Below are 15226 nucleotides of genomic sequence, written 5' to 3'. Positions count from 1 at the left end.
GCCGCGTCCCAGGAGGAGCGCGGCGTCGTGGTGGTCAGTGCGGAACGGTCAGGCGATCTTGCGCTGGTCCGGGACGGCGGACTTGTGCGGCCGGCCGAGGCGGGCCTCCAGCCGGGCGACGTCCACCCGGGTCTGCCGGCGGTCGGCCAGGTCCTCCCAGCCGAGGGCGAGCAGGCGCAGCCGCTCCGACTCGCTGAACCCGCCCCACACGCCGTACGGCTCGCGGACCGAGAGGGCGTGCGCGGCGCACTCGGCGCGCACCGGGCAGGCGCGGCAGACGGCCTTGGCGCCGGACTCGCGGCGCAACCGTGACGAGCCGCGCTCGCCGTCGGGGTGGAAGAACTGCGCGCTGTCGCGCCCGCGGCAGGCACCGAGCCGCTGCCAGTCCCAGAGGTCGACAATGGGTCCGGGCAGTCTGCGTACGTTCGACATCAGCACCCCTCCTCCCGCGCGGCACCGCGGAATTCTCGTGGCCAGCTCCTACCGGGCGGCGGTCCGCGCGGGACACCGGTTCCGGACTGACCCCTCGGTACCCGCGCTTTCCCGCGCTCACACATCTGTGATCGAAAAGCTCGGACAGTCGGCGGCATATGCCCCATCTGCCGGAAAAGTTCGGATGATTGCCCGGAACCTCCTCCCGAGCACACCCCGCCGTGGTCTGCTCTGAGTCGGAGAGGAGACCACTGTGCGTAGCGTTCTCGTGTGCGTTCGGACACCACTCGCAGCCCAGCATTTGACCTCCGCGGCGGCGCGGCTCGGGCTGGCCGGCGTGCTCCGGACGGCCGTCTCCGATCCCGAGGTGATGCTCCGGCTCGCCGAGCGGCCGGTCGACGTGGTGCTCGCCGACACCGCCCTCACCCGGCCGGACAGCGCCGGCTTCGTGCGCCGGGTGCTCGCCCGCGCCCCGCAGGCCGCGGTGCTGCTGCTCGGCGCCGAGGAGTCGGAGGCGGCCGCCGCCACCATCAGCGCCGGGGCGCGCGGCCTCATCCAGAACGCCGACCACGACCTGACCAGCGCGGTCGCGAAGGCGCTGTTGCTGCTCTCCGCCCCCGGGCGCACGAATCGGCACCGGGTCACCGACCCGGCCCGGGACGCCGCGGCGGTCGGTGGACCGGCCCGGTCGGCGGCGCCGGGGCGTACCCCGGCCGGGGCGGCGTGGCCCGCGGGCGCGGCGGGCCCGGCGGAGGGTCCCGGCGGGGGGCCCACGGTCGTGCCCGTGCAGCGCGGCGAGGACGCCGCCGACCCGGCGGCCGCCGAGGCGGAGCCGGCGCCGGCGGGCGGCCCGCAGCGGCCGGCGCGCACCCCGCGCAGCGCCATCGGGCTCACGGAGCGTGAGCTTCAGGTGCTGCTCGGCATGGCCGAGGGAAAGAGCAACGCGGAGATCGGGCGTGAGTTGTTCGTCTCGGAGGACACGGTCAAGACCCACGCCCGCCGGCTGTTCCGCAAGCTCGGCGCGCGCGACCGGGCGCACGCCGTGGCCGCCGGCTTCCGCGCCGGCCTGGTCGCCTGAGCGGCGCGTCAGTCCTCGGCGGAGTCGTCGGTGCCCTCGGTGAGGGTGTCGTGCACGCCGTCCGCGTAGCCGCGGGCGTAGTCCCAGCTCACGTAGTGGTCCGGATCGGGGTCGTAGGCCGGCTCGTGCACCCGGGGCCGCCCGGAGTTGAGCAGGTGGCGCAGGTTGCCCCGGAGCAGGTCCCAGTCGAAGTAGTGCGGCTCGCGGCAGTCCTCGCACTCGATCACCAGGCCGCGGACCCCGATCGGCTGGAGCAGGGCCTGGTAGATCTCCAGGTCGGCGAGATCCTCCAGGACGTCCTGCCGCTCGACCTCGGTCAGCGGATCGAGCGGGTCGGCCTCGCGCGGGTCGTGCAGGCCGGCAGCCGGATCGGCCGGGTCGCCGTTGAACGGGTCGATGGGCTCGTCGTGCACCCCCTCACCGTAGACCCCGACACCCCGGAAAGTCCGCCCCCGGCGCTCCCTGTGGCGCCGCCTACCCGGGCCCGCCGCTGCCGGGGGCGGCGCAGCTCAATGGGTACGATGAAGCGACGCGCCGTCACGCCGGCATGCGCCGGTGCCCGCACGCGCCGCCTCGCTGCAGCCCGCCCGACCAGCTCATGGGGAGCAATCGTGGAGAATTCGCCCAGCACCGAGATCCCGGCCGGCCGCGACGGCGGTGAGCTGGGCGGCCATCTGCCCGAGCTGCCCGCCGGCTCGGCCCGGGTGGTGCCGCTCGGGCTGACCTTCGACGACGTGCTCCTTCAGCCGGGCGAGTCGGACGTCGTGCCGAGCCGGGTGAACACCCGCACCATGCTCACCCGCCGCATCGAGCTGAACGTCCCGCTGCTGTCCAGCGCCATGGACACCGTCACCGAGGCGCGGATGGCGATCGCCATGGCCCGCCAGGGCGGCATCGGCGTGCTGCACCGCAACCTCTCCGTGGAGGACCAGGCGCTCCAGGTCGACCTGGTCAAGCGCTCCGAGTCCGGCATGATCACCAACCCGGTGACCGCCAGCCCGGACGACACCCTCCGCGAGGTCGACGCGCTCTGCGGCCGCTACCGCATCTCCGGCGTGCCGGTGGTCGACGGGCAGGGTGAGCTGGTCGGCATCGTGACCAACCGCGACATGCGCTTCGTCTCCGACCCGGCCACCCCGGTCCGCGACATCATGACCCGGACGCCGCTCATCACCGCCCCGGTCGGGGTGCGCAAGGACGAGGCGCTGGGCCTGCTGCGCCAGCACAAGGTGGAGAAGCTGCCGATCGTCGACGAGACCGGCAAGCTGCGCGGGCTCATCACGGTCAAGGACTTCACCAAGAGCGAGCAGTACCCGAACGCCACCAAGGACGAGGCCGGCCGGCTCCGGGTCGCCGCCGCGGTGGGCGTCGGCGAGGACGCGTACAAGCGGGCCCGCACCCTGGTCGACGCCGGGGTGGACGTGCTCATCGTCGACACCGCGCACGGCCACCAGCGGGCCGTGCTGGAGATGGTCGCCCGGCTCAAGAAGGACGTCGCCATCGACATCGTGGGCGGCAACATCGCCACCTACGCCGGCGCGAAGGCGCTGGTCGACGCGGGCGCCGACGGCATCAAGGTGGGCGTCGGCCCGGGCGCCATCTGCACCACCCGGATCGTGGCCGGGGTGGGCGTCCCGCAGATCACCGCGATCATGGAGGCGTCCCGGGCGGCCCGCCCGGCCGGCGTGCCGGTCATCGGCGACGGCGGCATCCAATACTCCGGCGACATCGCCAAGGCCCTGGTGGCCGGCGCCGACACCGTGATGCTCGGCAGCCTGCTGGCCGGCTGCGAGGAGAGCCCGGGCGAGCTGATCTTCATCAACGGCAAGCAGTACAAGGCGTACCGGGGGATGGGCTCGCTCGGCGCGATGCAGTCGCGGGGGCAGGGCAAGTCCTACTCCAAGGACCGCTACTTCCAGCAGGACGTCCTCGCCGAGGACAAGCTGGTCCCCGAGGGCGTCGAGGGCCAGGTGCCCTACCGGGGCCCGCTCGCCCAGGTCGCCCACCAGCTCACCGGCGGGCTCCGCGCCGCCATGGGGTACGTCGGCGCCGAGAGCATCCCCGAGCTGCACCGGCGCGGCCAGCTCATCCGGATCACCGCGGCCGGCCTCAAGGAGAGCCACCCGCACGACATCCAGATGACCGTCGAGGCGCCCAACTACCACTCCCGCTGACCCACCACCCCCAACCACCTGGAGTCCCCCATGCGTGACGTGGTCGAGATCGGGCTGGGCAAGACCGCGCAGCGCGGCTACCACCTGGACGACATCGCCATCGTGCCGAGCCGCCGCACCCGGGACGTCGACGACGTCTCCACCGCGTGGCAGCTCGACGCCTACCAGTTCGGCATCCCCTGCGTCGGGCACCCCTCCGACGCGACCATGAGCCCCGCCTCGGCGGTGCGCCTCGGCCAGCTCGGCGGCCTCGGCGTGCTCAACGTCGAGGGCCTCTGGACCCGCTACGAGAACCCGGCCAAGGTGCTGGAGGAGCTGGCCGGCCTGGACGAGGACGCCCGGGCCACCAAGCGGCTCCAGGAGGTCTACGCGGAGCCCATCCGCCCCGACCTCATCGCCGAGCGGGTCCGCGAGCTGCGCGCCGGGGGCGGCACGGTGGCCGTCCGGGTCTCCCCGCAGCACACCCTGGCGCTCGCCCCGGTGATCCTCGACGCCGGCGTGGACATCCTGGTCATCCAGGGCACCATCGTCTCCGCCGAGCACGTCTCCACCACCGACGAGCCGCTGAACCTCAAGGAGTTCATTGCCGACCTCGACCTGCCGGTCATCGTGGGCGGCTGCACCGATTACAAGACCGCCCTGCACCTGATGCGCACCGGCGCGGCCGGCGTGATCGTCGGCATCGGCGGCGACGACTGGTCCACCACCGAGTCCGTGCTCGGCATCCGGGTGCCGATGGCCACCGCCATCGCCGACGCCGCCGCGGCCCGCCGCGACTACCTCGACGAGACCGGCGGCCGGTACGTGCACCTCATCGCCGACGGCGACATGCAGACCTCCGGCGACATCGCCAAGGCGCTCGGCTGCGGGGCCGACGCCGTGATGCTCGGCGAGCCGCTGTCGCTCTGCGAGGAGGCTCCGGCGGGCGGCGCCTGGTGGCACTCGGCCGCCAGCCACCCGTCGCTGCCGCGTGGCGCGTTCGAGGTGGCCGGCGAGCCGCTCGGCTCGATGGAGAAGCTGCTCTTCGGCCCGGCCGACGAGCCGGACGGCCAGCTCAACCTCTTCGGCGGGCTGCGCCGCGCGATGGCCAAGTGCGGCTACCGCGACCTCAAGGAGTTCCAGAAGGTCGGCCTGGTCCTCGACCGCTGACCGGATGAGCGACCGACGGCGCGGGTGCGGATTCCGGTCCCACCCGCGCCGTCGCGCGTCTAGGCTCGGCGGATGACGCGGGGCCGGCGGTGGTGCGTGGCGGCGCTCGCCGTCGCGCTGCTGGCCGGCGGCTGCACCGGGGACGACGACGGACGGTTCCGGCCGGGCGCCGCCGACGTGGGGGACCCGTACGTGCCGGGGGCCGGCAACGGCGGCTACGACGTCGGGCACTACGCGCTGAAGGTCCGCTACGACCCGGCCGACGACCGGCTCACCGGCGAGGCCGTCCTGACCGCCACCGCCACGAAGGCCCTGTCCCGGTTCCAGCTCGACCTGGCCGGCCTGACCGTCGACCGGGTACGCGTCGACGGCGCCCCGGCGAAGCACCGGCGCGACGGCGCCGAGCTGGTCGTCACCCCCGAGCACGGCCTGCCGGCCGGGCAGCGGTTCACCGTCGACGTGACCTACGGCGGGGTGCCGCACCCGCTGCCCAGCGCCGAGCTGGGCGACGGGGGCTTCCAGGCCACCCCGGACGGGGCGATCGCGCTGGGCCAGCCGGAGTCGGCGAGCACCTGGTACCCGGTCAACGACCACCCCTCCGACAAGGCCACCTACGACATCGAGGTGACCGTCCCGGACGGGCTCGCCGCGCTGAGCAACGGGGTGCCGAAGGGGAAGCAGAGCACGGGCGGCTGGACCACGTGGCGCTGGTCCGAGGGCAGCCCCATGGCCAGCTACCTGTCCACCCTGGTCATCGGCGACTACCGGGTCGCGACCGGCACCCACGCCGGGAAGCCGATCGTCACCGCGGTCGCCGCCGCGCTGCCCGCGGACGGGCCGGCCGCCGCCTCGGTGGCCCGCACCGGCGAGATCGTCGACTTCCTGGCCGGCCGCTTCGGGCCGTACCCGTTCGACTCGTACGGCGGGATCGTGGTGGCCGACGACCGGTTCCGGTACGCGCTGGAGACCCAGTCCCGGCCGGTCTACGGGCCCGGGTTCTTCCGGGGCACCCGGCCGAACAGCGAGGTGGTCGCGCACGAGCTGGCCCACCAGTGGTTCGGCGACAGCGTGTCGGTGGCCCGGTGGAGCGACCTGTGGCTCAACGAGGGCTTCGCCACGTACGCGGAATGGCTCTGGGCGGAGCACGACGGCGGGCGCACCGTCGAGCGGGCCTTCGCCGACCGGTACGCGGTCACCGACTGGAGCAAGCCCACGGTGGACCCGGGCCGGGCCGCGATGTTCGGCGACGCGGTCTACCAGCGCGGGGCGCTCACCGTGCACGCGCTGCGCCGCGCGGTCGGCGACACGACCTTCTTCCGCATCCTGAGCGGCTGGCTGGCCGAGCGGCGCGGCGGCACCGCCACCACCGCGGACTTCATCGGGTACGCCGAGCGGACGGCCGGGAAGCCGCTGCGCCCGCTGTTCGACGCCTGGCTGGTCGGGGCGACCGCGCCGGCCCTGCCGTGACGCGGACGTGATCGATCCTGGGTAGGCTGCCGCGGGCGGAGCGGCCCCGGGCAGGGCCGCGACGGTTCTGCTCCGGAAGGGGACACAGGCGATGGCGCGGCGCGGCGGACGACGACGGCTCGGGCTGCTGACCTGCGGAGCGCTGCTGCTCGCCGGCTGCGGCGCGAGCGAGTCGGACCGGGCGACGCCGGCGCTCACCGCGCCCGGCCCGACGGCCGAGCGCAGCTTCGCGCCGGGCGGGTCCGGCGCCGGCGACCCCTACTTCCCGAGCTACGGCAACGGCGGCTACGACGTCGCCCACTACACGGTCAAGGTGCGCTACGACCCGGCGACGGACCGGCTCACCGGCACCACCACCGTGCGGGCCACGGCGACGGCCGACCTGTCGGCGTTCAACCTGGACCTGGCCGGGCTGACCGTGCGGTCGGTCACCGTGGACGGGGCGAAGGCCGGTCACACCCGCACCGACGACGAACTGGTCGTCACCCCGGCCACCGGCCTCACCTCCGGCAACGGCTTCGTCGCTGAGATCCGCTACGACGGCCGGCCGGCCGCGCTCGACAACGACGTGCTCGGCGAGGGCGGCTGGCTGCACACCGGCGACGGGGCGATCGCGCTGGGCCAGCCGGAGTCGGCGAGCACCTGGTACCCGGTCAACGACCACCCCTCGGACAAGGCCACCTACGACTTCGAGATCACCGTGCCGAAGGGGCTCACGGCGGTCAGCAACGGGGTCCCGAAGGGACGCAGCACCACGGGCGACTGGACCACCTGGCGCTGGTCCGAGGGCGCCCCGATGGCCAGTTACCTGACCATGGTGGCGATCGGGAAGTTCCGGGTCACCACCGGCGAGCACAAGGGACGGCCGGTCTACAGCGCGGTAACCGTCCAGGTGGCCGACGGCGCGCCGGACCGGTCGATCGCGCGGACCGTCGAGGTGGCCGACTACCTGGAGAGCATCTTCGGGCCGTACCCGTTCGACGCGTACGGCGGGGTGGTGGTCGCCGACGACCGGATCCGGTACGCGCTGGAGACGCAGTCCCGGCCGGTCTACTCGGCCGGGTTCTTCCGGCAGGGCGACAACACCGGCGTGGTCGCGCACGAACTGGCCCACCAGTGGTACGGGGACAGCGTCTCGCTCCAGCGCTGGCAGGACATCTGGCTCAACGAGGGGCTGGCCACGTACGCGGAGTGGCTCTGGGCCGAGCACGCCGGGGAGTCCACCGTCCAGCGCACCTTCGAGCAGAAGTACGCGAGCGCGTCGAGCCAGGTGTGGCGCACCCCGCCGGGGAAGCCGGGGGTGGCGAACCTGTTCGGCCGGTCGGTCTACGACCGGGGCGGGATGACCGTGCACGCGTTGCGGGTGGCGGTCGGTGACAGCGCCTTCTTCACCGTCCTGCGCACCTGGGCGGCGGAGAAGAAGAACGGCAACGGCAGCACCGACGAGTTCGTGGCGCTCGCCGAGCGGGTGTCCGGAAAGAAGCTCGGCAAGCTGTTCGACGCGTGGCTCTACGGCACCGAGCGCCCGCCGGCCCCCAAGCCCCTCTGACTCAGTTCCGCACCCGCAGCGACGGGTGCGCGGCCAGGTACGCCTCGGCGTCGCCGCCGCGCAGCGCCGCCAGGAAGTTCCGTCCCACCGGGAGCAGTTGCTCGCCCCGGTAGGACCCGCCGCTACCGACGGCGTCGCCGGGGAGCCCGACCAGCACGGACTTCTCCGCCGGCAGGCCGCCCAGGGCGTACGCGAAGTCGACCAGCCGGCGGCCGCCGCCGACGTACACCAGGGTCTTGCCGAGCGCGGCGACCACCTGCTCGACCCGGTCCGGGTCCCGGGCCAGCCCCTGGTCCAGGATCTTCCGGGCCAGCGCCCGGATGAGCTGCTGCTGGTGCCGCTGCCGGGTGTAGTCGCCGCCGGCGGTGTAGCGCTGGCGGGCGTAGTCGAGCGCCTGCCAGCCGGTCAGGTGCCGGTTGCCCGGCTGGTAGACCATCTGCGGCCCGGTGTAGGTGCTGCCGGACCGGTCCCGGTAGCGCCCGTCCGGTCGGCGGTGGATCGAGGCGACCCGCTGGTCGACGTAGAGGTCCACGCCGCCGAGGGTGTCGACCAGCTTGTCGAAGCCGCCGAAGGTGATCACCGCGCCGGCGTCGATGCGCAGCCCGGTGTACCGGCTGACCGTGGTGCGCAGCAGTTCGTACCCCTGTTCCGTGCTGGGGTGCGCCTTGTCGCCGGGCACCCGGCTGCCGTAGCTCATGGCGTGGGTGAGCTTGGTGCGGCCGCCCGGGTAGCCGGCCTTCGGGTAGGCCGGGATGTCGACCACCAGGTCGCGGGGGAGCGAGAAGAGGTATGCGCGGCCCAGCCCGGCCGGCACGTGCAGCACCAGCACGGCGTCGGCGTGCGGCTCCCAGCCCGGCACGCTGATCCGGGTGTCCACCCCGACGAGCAGCAGGTTGAGCGGCCCCTTCAGGTCGGCGCCGGGCGGCGGGGTGGGGCTGGAGGTGACCGGGGCCGGGGTGGTCGGCGCGGCGGTGGACGGGCTCGGCGTGGCCGGGCCGGCGACCGGGCCGGGCGTCGGGCGGGAGGCCAGCCGTGTGGCCACCACCGCGCCGGTGCCGACCAGCATCACGGCCACCAGGGCGGTGAGCCCCAGCAGCCACCGTCGTCGCGTCATCACGCTCTCCCTCCCCCGTCATCGAGCGCTCTGCATGATCTGCGAAAAACTCTTGCTGGCGCTATAGCTACCCGTCGGTAATGATGCGTGCATGCGGTACGACGTGGTCGTCATCGGTTCCGGATTCGGCGGCAGCGTCACCGCGCTCCGGCTGGCGGAGAAGGGGTACACCGTCGGGGTCCTGGAGGCCGGCCGGCGCTTCGCCGACGACGAGTTCCCCCGGACCTCGTGGCGGGCCCGGCGCTTCCTGTGGGCCCCGAAGCTCGGCTGCTACGGCCTCCAGCGGATCACCCTGCTCCGCTCGGCCGACCGGAAGGCCGGCGGCGGGGTCATGGTGCTCGCCGGCGCCGGGGTGGGGGGCGGCTCACTGGTCTACGCGAACACGCTCTACGAACCGCTCGACGCGTTCTACGCCGACCCCCAGTGGCGGGACATCACCGACTGGCGCGACGAACTGGCCCGCCACTACGACCAGGCGAAGCGGATGCTGGGCGTCACCACGTACCCGATCGTCACCGGGGCGGACCGGGCCATGCGGGCGGTGGCCGAGCGGATGGGGGTGGGGCACACCTTCCACGCCACGCCGGTGGGCGTGCACATCGGCCGCCCCGGCGAGCGGGTGCCCGACCCGTACTTCGGCGGCGTCGGGCCGGACCGGACCGGGTGCAGCCACTGCGGCTCGTGCATGACCGGCTGCCGGCACGGCGCGAAGAACACCCTGGTCAAGAACTACCTCTGGCTGGCCGAGCGGCTCGGCGCGCAGGTCCACCCGCTGACCACGGTGACCGCCGTGCGCCCCGCCGCCGGCGGCGGCTACGAGGTGCACACCGAGCGCACCGGCGCCTGGGTGCGCAAGCGCCGCCGGGTGATCCACGCCGGCCAGGTGGTCTTCGCGGCCGGCGCGCTGGGCACCCAGCGGCTGCTGCATGAGATGAAGGCGACCGGCGCGCTGCCCCACCTGTCGCCCCGGCTCGGCGAGCTGACCCGGACCAACTCGGAGGCCATCCTCGGCGCCTCGGTCGGGCCCGGCCAGGCCCGCCGGCGGGGCCTCGACTTCACCGAGGGGGTGGCGATCACCAGCTCGTTCCACCCCGACCCGCAGACCCACATCGAGCCGGTCCGCTACGGCAAGGGCTCCAACGCCATGGGGCTGCTCCAGTCGCTGCTGGTCGACGGCGGTCCGCACCGGGTCCGGCGCTGGCTGGGCAGCATCGTCCGGCAGCCCGCGCTGGCCGCCCGGATGCTCTCGGTACGCGGCTGGTCCGAGCGCACCGTGATCGCCCTGGTCATGCAGTCAGCCGACAACTCGCTCACGACCAGCTACCGGCGCGGCCGGTTCGGCCGCCGGCTGGTCTCCGGCCCGGGGCACGGGGCGCCCAACCCGACCTGGATCCCGGCCGGCAACGAGGCGGTCCGGCTGCTCGCCGAGGAGATCGACGGCACGCCCGGCGGCGCGGTCACCGAGCCGTTCAACATCCCGATGACCGCGCACATCCTCGGCGGCGCGGTGATCGGCGAGGGCCCGGAGCGCGGGGTGGTCGACCCGTACCACCGGGTGCACGGCCACCCGGGGCTGCACGTGGTGGACGGCGCCGCGGTGTCGGCGAACCTGGGCGTCAACCCGTCGCTGACGATCACCGCACAGGCCGAGCGGGCCATGTCGTTCTGGCCCAACAAGGGGGAGGAGGACCTCCGCCCGCCGCTCGGCGCCCCCTACCGCCGGCTCGCTCCGGTGGCCCCGAAGCAGCCCGCCGTCCCCGCCCACGCCCCCGCCGCGCTGCGTCCCTGAGCAGGGCGGCGCGCGACACACCGGGTCGCGGCCCGCTCCGGCGGTGACTGTCGGTAGGCTTGCTGCACATGAGCACGCCTCGCCCCGTCCTCGTGGTGGACTTCGGAGCCCAGTACGCCCAGCTCATCGCGCGCCGCGTCCGGGAGGCGAGGGTCTACTCGGAGATCGTCCCGCACTCCATGCCGGTGTCCGAGATGCTGGCGAAGAACCCGGCCGCGATCATCCTGTCCGGCGGCCCGTCCAGCGTCTACGCGCCGGACGCCCCGCAGATCGACGCCGGGATGTTCGACGCCGGGGTCCCGGTCTTCGGCATCTGCTACGGCTTCCAGGCCATGGCCCAGGCGCTCGGCGGCACCGTGGCGCGCACCGGCAACCGGGAGTACGGCGGCACCCCGCTGCACGCCCGCCCGGAGGCCGGCGTGCTGCTCCGCGACCTCCCCGACGACCTGCCGGTCTGGATGAGCCACGGCGACTGCGTCACCGAGGCGCCGGCCGGCTTCGCGGTCACCGCCGAGTCGGCGGGCGCGCCGGTCGCCGCGTTCGAGGACCTGGTCGGCCGGCGGGCCGGGGTGCAGTTCCACCCCGAGGTCGGGCACACGGCGCACGGCCAGGAGATGCTCAGCCGCTTCCTCCACGAGATCGCCGGCATCGCGCCGACCTGGACGCCCGAGAACATCATCGACGAGCAGGTGGCCCGGATCCGGGAGCAGGTCGGCGACAAGGAGGTCATCTGCGGCCTGTCCGGCGGGGTCGACTCGGCGGTCGCCGCGGCGCTGGTGCACAAGGCCGTCGGTGACCAGCTCACCTGCGTCTTCGTCGACCACGGCCTGCTCCGCGCGGGCGAGGCCGAGCAGGTGGAGAAGGACTACGTGGCCGCCACCGGCATCAAGCTCAAGGTGGTCGACGCCCGCGAGCGGTTCCTCGGCGCGCTGGCCGGGGTGACCGACCCCGAGCAGAAGCGCAAGATCATCGGCCGGGAGTTCATCCGGGTCTTCGAGGCCGCCGCCCGGGAGATCGCCGCGCACGGCGACGTCGAGTTCCTGGTGCAGGGCACCCTCTACCCGGACGTGGTGGAGTCCGGCGGCGGCACCGGCACCGCCAACATCAAGAGCCACCACAACGTCGGCGGCCTGCCGGAGGACCTGAAGTTCGCCCTGGTCGAGCCGCTGCGCACGCTGTTCAAGGACGAGGTCCGCACGCTCGGCCTGGAGCTGGGGCTGCCCGAGGCGATGGTCTGGCGGCACCCGTTCCCCGGCCCGGGCCTGGCCATCCGCATCATCGGCGCGGTCGACGAGGAGCGCCTCGCCGTGCTCCGCAAGGCCGACCTGATCGCCCGGCAGGAGCTCACCGCCGCCGGCCTCGACCGGGGTGTCTGGCAGTTCCCGGTGGTGCTCCTGGCCGACGTGCGCAGCGTCGGCGTGCAGGGCGACGGGCGCAGCTACGGGCATCCCGTGGTGCTGCGCCCGGTCTCCAGCGAGGACGCGATGACCGCCGACTGGTCCCGGCTGCCCTACGAGGTGGTGGCCCGGATCTCCACCCGGATCACCAACGAGGTCGCCGAGGTCAACCGGGTGGTCCTGGACGTGACCAGCAAGCCGCCGGGCACCATCGAGTGGGAGTGACGCCGGGTCAGGCCGCCGGCGGGGTCGGGGGCACGGGCGGACTCGGCGGCTGAGGCGCCGGCCGGGGCGCGGGCTCCGGCGTGGCCGGGGCCGTGTGCGGACCGTGCGCCGGCGGGACCGGCGGCCAGCCGGGCGCGGTGCCCGGGGGATGCGGCCAGGCGGGCGCGCCCGCCGGCTCCTCGGGCATCAGGAACCACATGATCGGGTACGCCAGCGCGGCGAGCCCACCGGTGAGCAGGGTGGCCACCGCGAAGGCCACCCGCACGAGGGTGGGGTCGACGGCGAAGTAGCGGCCGAGGCCGCTGGCCACGCCGGCGACCATCCGGTCGGTGACCGGCCGGCGGAGCTGCTTGTACGGGGCCTGGGAGGGGTGCGTGGAGGTCATGTCTCCACGGTCCCGCGCGGGTCGGTGGGCGACCTCGGTGACCGCCCGGACTCCTACCCTGACGCGCCCCTGAGGCGCCAGCCAAGAGTCAGGAATCTGACTCTTTTCGATGCCGGTAACGGCATCCGGGGAGAATTTCCTCCCGTGACCACCTTGCTGGAGCCGCTCCGCAGGATCGCGGCATACGCAGTTTGTGCAGATTCAGACGGCCGAGTGTTGCTGGTCCGCGCATCGGAGCGCTCCGGCACCCCCGGCACCTGGTCGCTGCCCGGCGGGGCGGTCGACCATGGTGAGGACCCCAAGCACACCGTCGTCCGGGAGACCGCCGCCGAGACCGGGCTCTCGGTCTCCGTGGCCGCCCTCCAGGACGTCCTCGCCGACATGCGGGCGCTGCCCGGACGCGGCATCACGATCCACACCGACCGGCTGCTCTACACGGTCTCGGTGCGGGGCGGGACGCTCGCCGACCGGGTCGACCGCCCCACCGACCTGGCCCGCTGGTTCACCCTCGACGAGGCCCGGGAGCTGCCGCTGCGCTCGTTCGCCGCGCGCGCCCTGGGCCTGCCCACCTCCACCGACGACATCGTGCCGGAGGAGGTCCCCGAGTTCCCCTCGTTCTACGCCGTCCCCGGCCCCGACGGCCTGCACCGGGCGCAGCGCTTCGCCGCGTACGCCGTGGTGACCGACCCGGAGGAGCGGGTGCTGCTCACCCGGGTCTCCGACGGCTACCCGGGCGCCGGCTGCTGGCACCTGCCCGGCGGCGGCACCGACTACGGCGAGCAGCCGGGCGCCGCGCTGATCCGGGAACTGGTCGAGGAGACCGGGCAGACCGGCCGCCTCGTCGAGCTGCTCGGGGTGGCCAGCCACCGGGACGCCGCCTCGCTGGGCCCGGAGGGCTACCCGATCGACTGGCACGGCGTACGCGCCTTCTACCGGGTGGTCGTCGACCAGCCCGCCCCGCCCACGGTGGCCGACGTCGGCGGCTCCACCTGCGAGGCCCGCTGGTTCCGCCGCGAGGAACTGGGCGCCCTCCCGACCGACCGCCTCACGGAGGTGACGGCCGAAGCAGTCCACGCCGCCCACCTGCTCTAACCCTCCGCCCCCCCTGCCCCCCGCTGCCGCGCGCCCCACCCCGGCCCCGCCTCGCGCCGGTGATCATGAAGTTAACGGCGCGAAATGTCCGTCCCGATGCCGCTAACCTCATGATCGACGGAGTCGACGGCGGGGAGTGGGTGCGGGTGCGGGTGGAGGAGCGGCGGCGGATCGGGGCCTACGGGATCTTGCGGGACGACGGTGGGCGGGTTCTGCTGGCGCGGGGGTCCGAGCGGTGTCCCTACCCGGGGGTGTGGCAGTTGCCGGGGGGTGGGATCGAGCACGCCGAGCATCCGGCGCGGGCCGTTGAGCGCGAGTTCGCCGAAGTGACCGGGCTGGTCGTCGCGGCCGGCCCCATCCGGGCCGCCGTCGCCGACGTGGCGGTCTTCCCGGCCGACGGGGTCGCCCTGCACACCGACCGGCTGGTCTTCGACGTCGAGGCGGGTGGCGGGGAGCTGCGGTCGGAGCCGGCCGGCGGCGGCGACGTGGGCTGGTTCACCCCGGACGAGGCCGCGGCCGTGCCGCTGATGCCGTTCACCGCCGAGCTGCTCGGGCTGCCGGTGTCGCCGCTGCCGGCGGACCTGCCCCGCGCGCTGCCGCCCGGGCCGGCCGTCCCGCCCGTCGACCGGCGGCAGCGCTTCGCCGCGTACGGGCTGGTCACCGACCCGGCCGGGCGGGTCCTGCTCACCATGATCGCCCACGGCTACCCGGGCGCCGGGAAGTGGCACCTGCCCGGCGGCGGCACCGACCACGGGGAGCAGCCCGCGGCCGGCCTGCTCCGCGAACTGGTCGAGGAGGCCGGCCAGCTCGGCCGGGTGGTCGACCTCATGGCCGTGGACAACCTGCACAACCCGGCCGCGCTCGGTCCGGAGGGCCGGCCGCTGGACTGGCACGGCGTCCGGGTGATCTACGACGTCCGGGTGGACGTCCCGACCGACGCGGTGGTGACCGAGCTCGCGGGCGGCTCCACCGCCAGGGCGGCCTGGTTCGCTCCGGAGCAGGTCAGCGGCCTGCGGATGACCGACGTGGCGGCCCGCGCAACCGGACATCGGGGGAGCTGACGCCCGCTCACCGAGCCACCGTGGGCCGCCTCCGGTACAGTCGGCTGTGGGGATTGGGCGACGAAAACGGGCGTTGAGGCCCGAGACGGGAATAAGCAAGCGGTTCGTGCGGTTAAGCGAGTTATAAGTACCGCCGGCAGCTATCGCCAACCCCCTATCCCCTGTGCAATGGTGTACTCCGCAAATGGGCTGCCGGGCCCGAAAGGTCCGGCACGAGACAGCCGGACACCCGCCCGCGTGGCGGTCACCCGATCCGGTGATGGAGGAAACGTGCCGAGAGCCCCATGGCGCCGGCGTCGTACGACTGACAGTCC

The 15226-nt window shown here is 74.1% G+C and carries 13 protein-coding genes; 9 read left to right on the top strand and 4 right to left on the bottom strand.

Annotated features, from left to right (window positions below):
* Positions 1–48: 48 nt before the first annotated feature.
* Positions 49–432, bottom strand: a complete 384-nt coding sequence (locus tag FXF50_RS19610; protein WP_148429944.1) for a WhiB family transcriptional regulator — start codon at positions 430–432, stop codon at positions 49–51.
* A gap of 253 nt (positions 433–685) precedes the next feature.
* Between FXF50_RS19610 and FXF50_RS19605 the strand changes: the two genes are divergently transcribed.
* Complete coding sequence (locus tag FXF50_RS19605; protein ID WP_148429942.1) at positions 686–1510, top strand: response regulator transcription factor; 825 nt, start codon at positions 686–688, stop codon at positions 1508–1510.
* An 8-nt stretch (positions 1511–1518) separates the two neighbouring features.
* On the opposite strand, the gene FXF50_RS19600 is transcribed toward FXF50_RS19605, so the two are convergent.
* On the bottom strand, positions 1519–1923 hold the full coding sequence (locus FXF50_RS19600; protein ID WP_148429940.1) for a DUF5319 domain-containing protein: 405 nt from the start codon (positions 1921–1923) through the stop codon (positions 1519–1521).
* Positions 1924–2121: 198 nt separating this feature from the next.
* On the opposite strand from FXF50_RS19600, the gene guaB reads away from it, so the two are divergent.
* From guaB to FXF50_RS19580, 4 genes are all read left to right on the top strand, one after another.
* Complete coding sequence (gene guaB, locus FXF50_RS19595; RefSeq protein WP_148429937.1) at positions 2122–3684, top strand: IMP dehydrogenase; 1563 nt, start codon at positions 2122–2124, stop codon at positions 3682–3684.
* Between the two features lie 30 nt (positions 3685–3714).
* The gene (locus FXF50_RS19590) at positions 3715–4833 is read left to right on the top strand and encodes a GuaB3 family IMP dehydrogenase-related protein (RefSeq protein WP_148429935.1); all 1119 of its coding nucleotides are present in this window, start codon (positions 3715–3717) and stop codon (positions 4831–4833) included.
* 72 nt (positions 4834–4905) lie between these two features.
* The gene (locus tag FXF50_RS19585) at positions 4906–6300 is read left to right on the top strand and encodes a M1 family metallopeptidase (RefSeq protein WP_148429933.1); all 1395 of its coding nucleotides are present in this window, start codon (positions 4906–4908) and stop codon (positions 6298–6300) included.
* A 91-nt stretch (positions 6301–6391) separates the two neighbouring features.
* Entirely contained in the window at positions 6392–7849 is a 1458-nt protein-coding gene (locus FXF50_RS19580) for a M1 family metallopeptidase (protein WP_148429931.1), read from the top strand.
* Position 7850: 1 nt separating this feature from the next.
* On the opposite strand, the gene FXF50_RS19575 is transcribed toward FXF50_RS19580, so the two are convergent.
* Positions 7851–8963, bottom strand: coding sequence for an LCP family protein (locus tag FXF50_RS19575; RefSeq protein WP_148429929.1), 1113 nt, complete (start codon positions 8961–8963; stop codon positions 7851–7853).
* Between the two features lie 91 nt (positions 8964–9054).
* Between FXF50_RS19575 and FXF50_RS19570 the strand changes: the two genes are divergently transcribed.
* Positions 9055–10752: an FAD-dependent oxidoreductase gene (locus FXF50_RS19570; RefSeq protein WP_148429926.1), complete on the top strand. Its 1698-nt coding sequence runs from the start codon at positions 9055–9057 to the stop codon at positions 10750–10752.
* A 68-nt stretch (positions 10753–10820) separates the two neighbouring features.
* Complete coding sequence (gene guaA / locus FXF50_RS19565; protein ID WP_148429924.1) at positions 10821–12374, top strand: glutamine-hydrolyzing GMP synthase; 1554 nt, start codon at positions 10821–10823, stop codon at positions 12372–12374.
* A 7-nt stretch (positions 12375–12381) separates the two neighbouring features.
* On the opposite strand, the gene FXF50_RS19560 is transcribed toward guaA, so the two are convergent.
* Complete coding sequence (locus tag FXF50_RS19560; RefSeq protein WP_148429921.1) at positions 12382–12759, bottom strand: PspC domain-containing protein; 378 nt, start codon at positions 12757–12759, stop codon at positions 12382–12384.
* Positions 12760–12903: 144 nt separating this feature from the next.
* On the opposite strand from FXF50_RS19560, the gene FXF50_RS19555 reads away from it, so the two are divergent.
* Positions 12904–13851, top strand: a complete 948-nt coding sequence (locus FXF50_RS19555) for an NUDIX hydrolase (RefSeq protein ID WP_148429919.1) — start codon at positions 12904–12906, stop codon at positions 13849–13851.
* 152 nt (positions 13852–14003) lie between these two features.
* The gene (locus FXF50_RS19550; protein WP_148430113.1) at positions 14004–14912 is read left to right on the top strand and encodes an NUDIX hydrolase; all 909 of its coding nucleotides are present in this window, start codon (positions 14004–14006) and stop codon (positions 14910–14912) included.
* Positions 14913–15226 lie beyond the last annotated feature (314 nt).

It is taken from the genome of Micromonospora sp. AP08 (assembly GCF_008085935.1).
GTDB lineage: Bacteria > Actinomycetota > Actinomycetes > Mycobacteriales > Micromonosporaceae > Micromonospora > Micromonospora chersina.
Note: the sequence above shows the minus strand (reverse complement) of the source record. Positions and strands in the feature narration are given on the sequence as shown.

Coding starts and splice junctions, on each gene's coding strand:
- FXF50_RS19570 (WP_148429926.1), top strand. CDS start 9,055: ATGCGGTACGACGTGGTCGTCATCGGTTCCGGATTCGGCGGCAGCGTC.
- FXF50_RS19580 (WP_148429931.1), top strand. CDS start 6,392: ATGGCGCGGCGCGGCGGACGACGACGGCTCGGGCTGCTGACCTGCGGA.
- FXF50_RS19590 (WP_148429935.1), top strand. CDS start 3,715: ATGCGTGACGTGGTCGAGATCGGGCTGGGCAAGACCGCGCAGCGCGGC.
- FXF50_RS19575 (WP_148429929.1), bottom strand. CDS start 8,963: ATGACGCGACGACGGTGGCTGCTGGGGCTCACCGCCCTGGTGGCCGTG.
- FXF50_RS19610 (WP_148429944.1), bottom strand. CDS start 432: ATGTCGAACGTACGCAGACTGCCCGGACCCATTGTCGACCTCTGGGAC.
- guaA (WP_148429924.1), top strand. CDS start 10,821: ATGAGCACGCCTCGCCCCGTCCTCGTGGTGGACTTCGGAGCCCAGTAC.
- FXF50_RS19585 (WP_148429933.1), top strand. CDS start 4,906: ATGACGCGGGGCCGGCGGTGGTGCGTGGCGGCGCTCGCCGTCGCGCTG.
- FXF50_RS19560 (WP_148429921.1), bottom strand. CDS start 12,759: ATGACCTCCACGCACCCCTCCCAGGCCCCGTACAAGCAGCTCCGCCGG.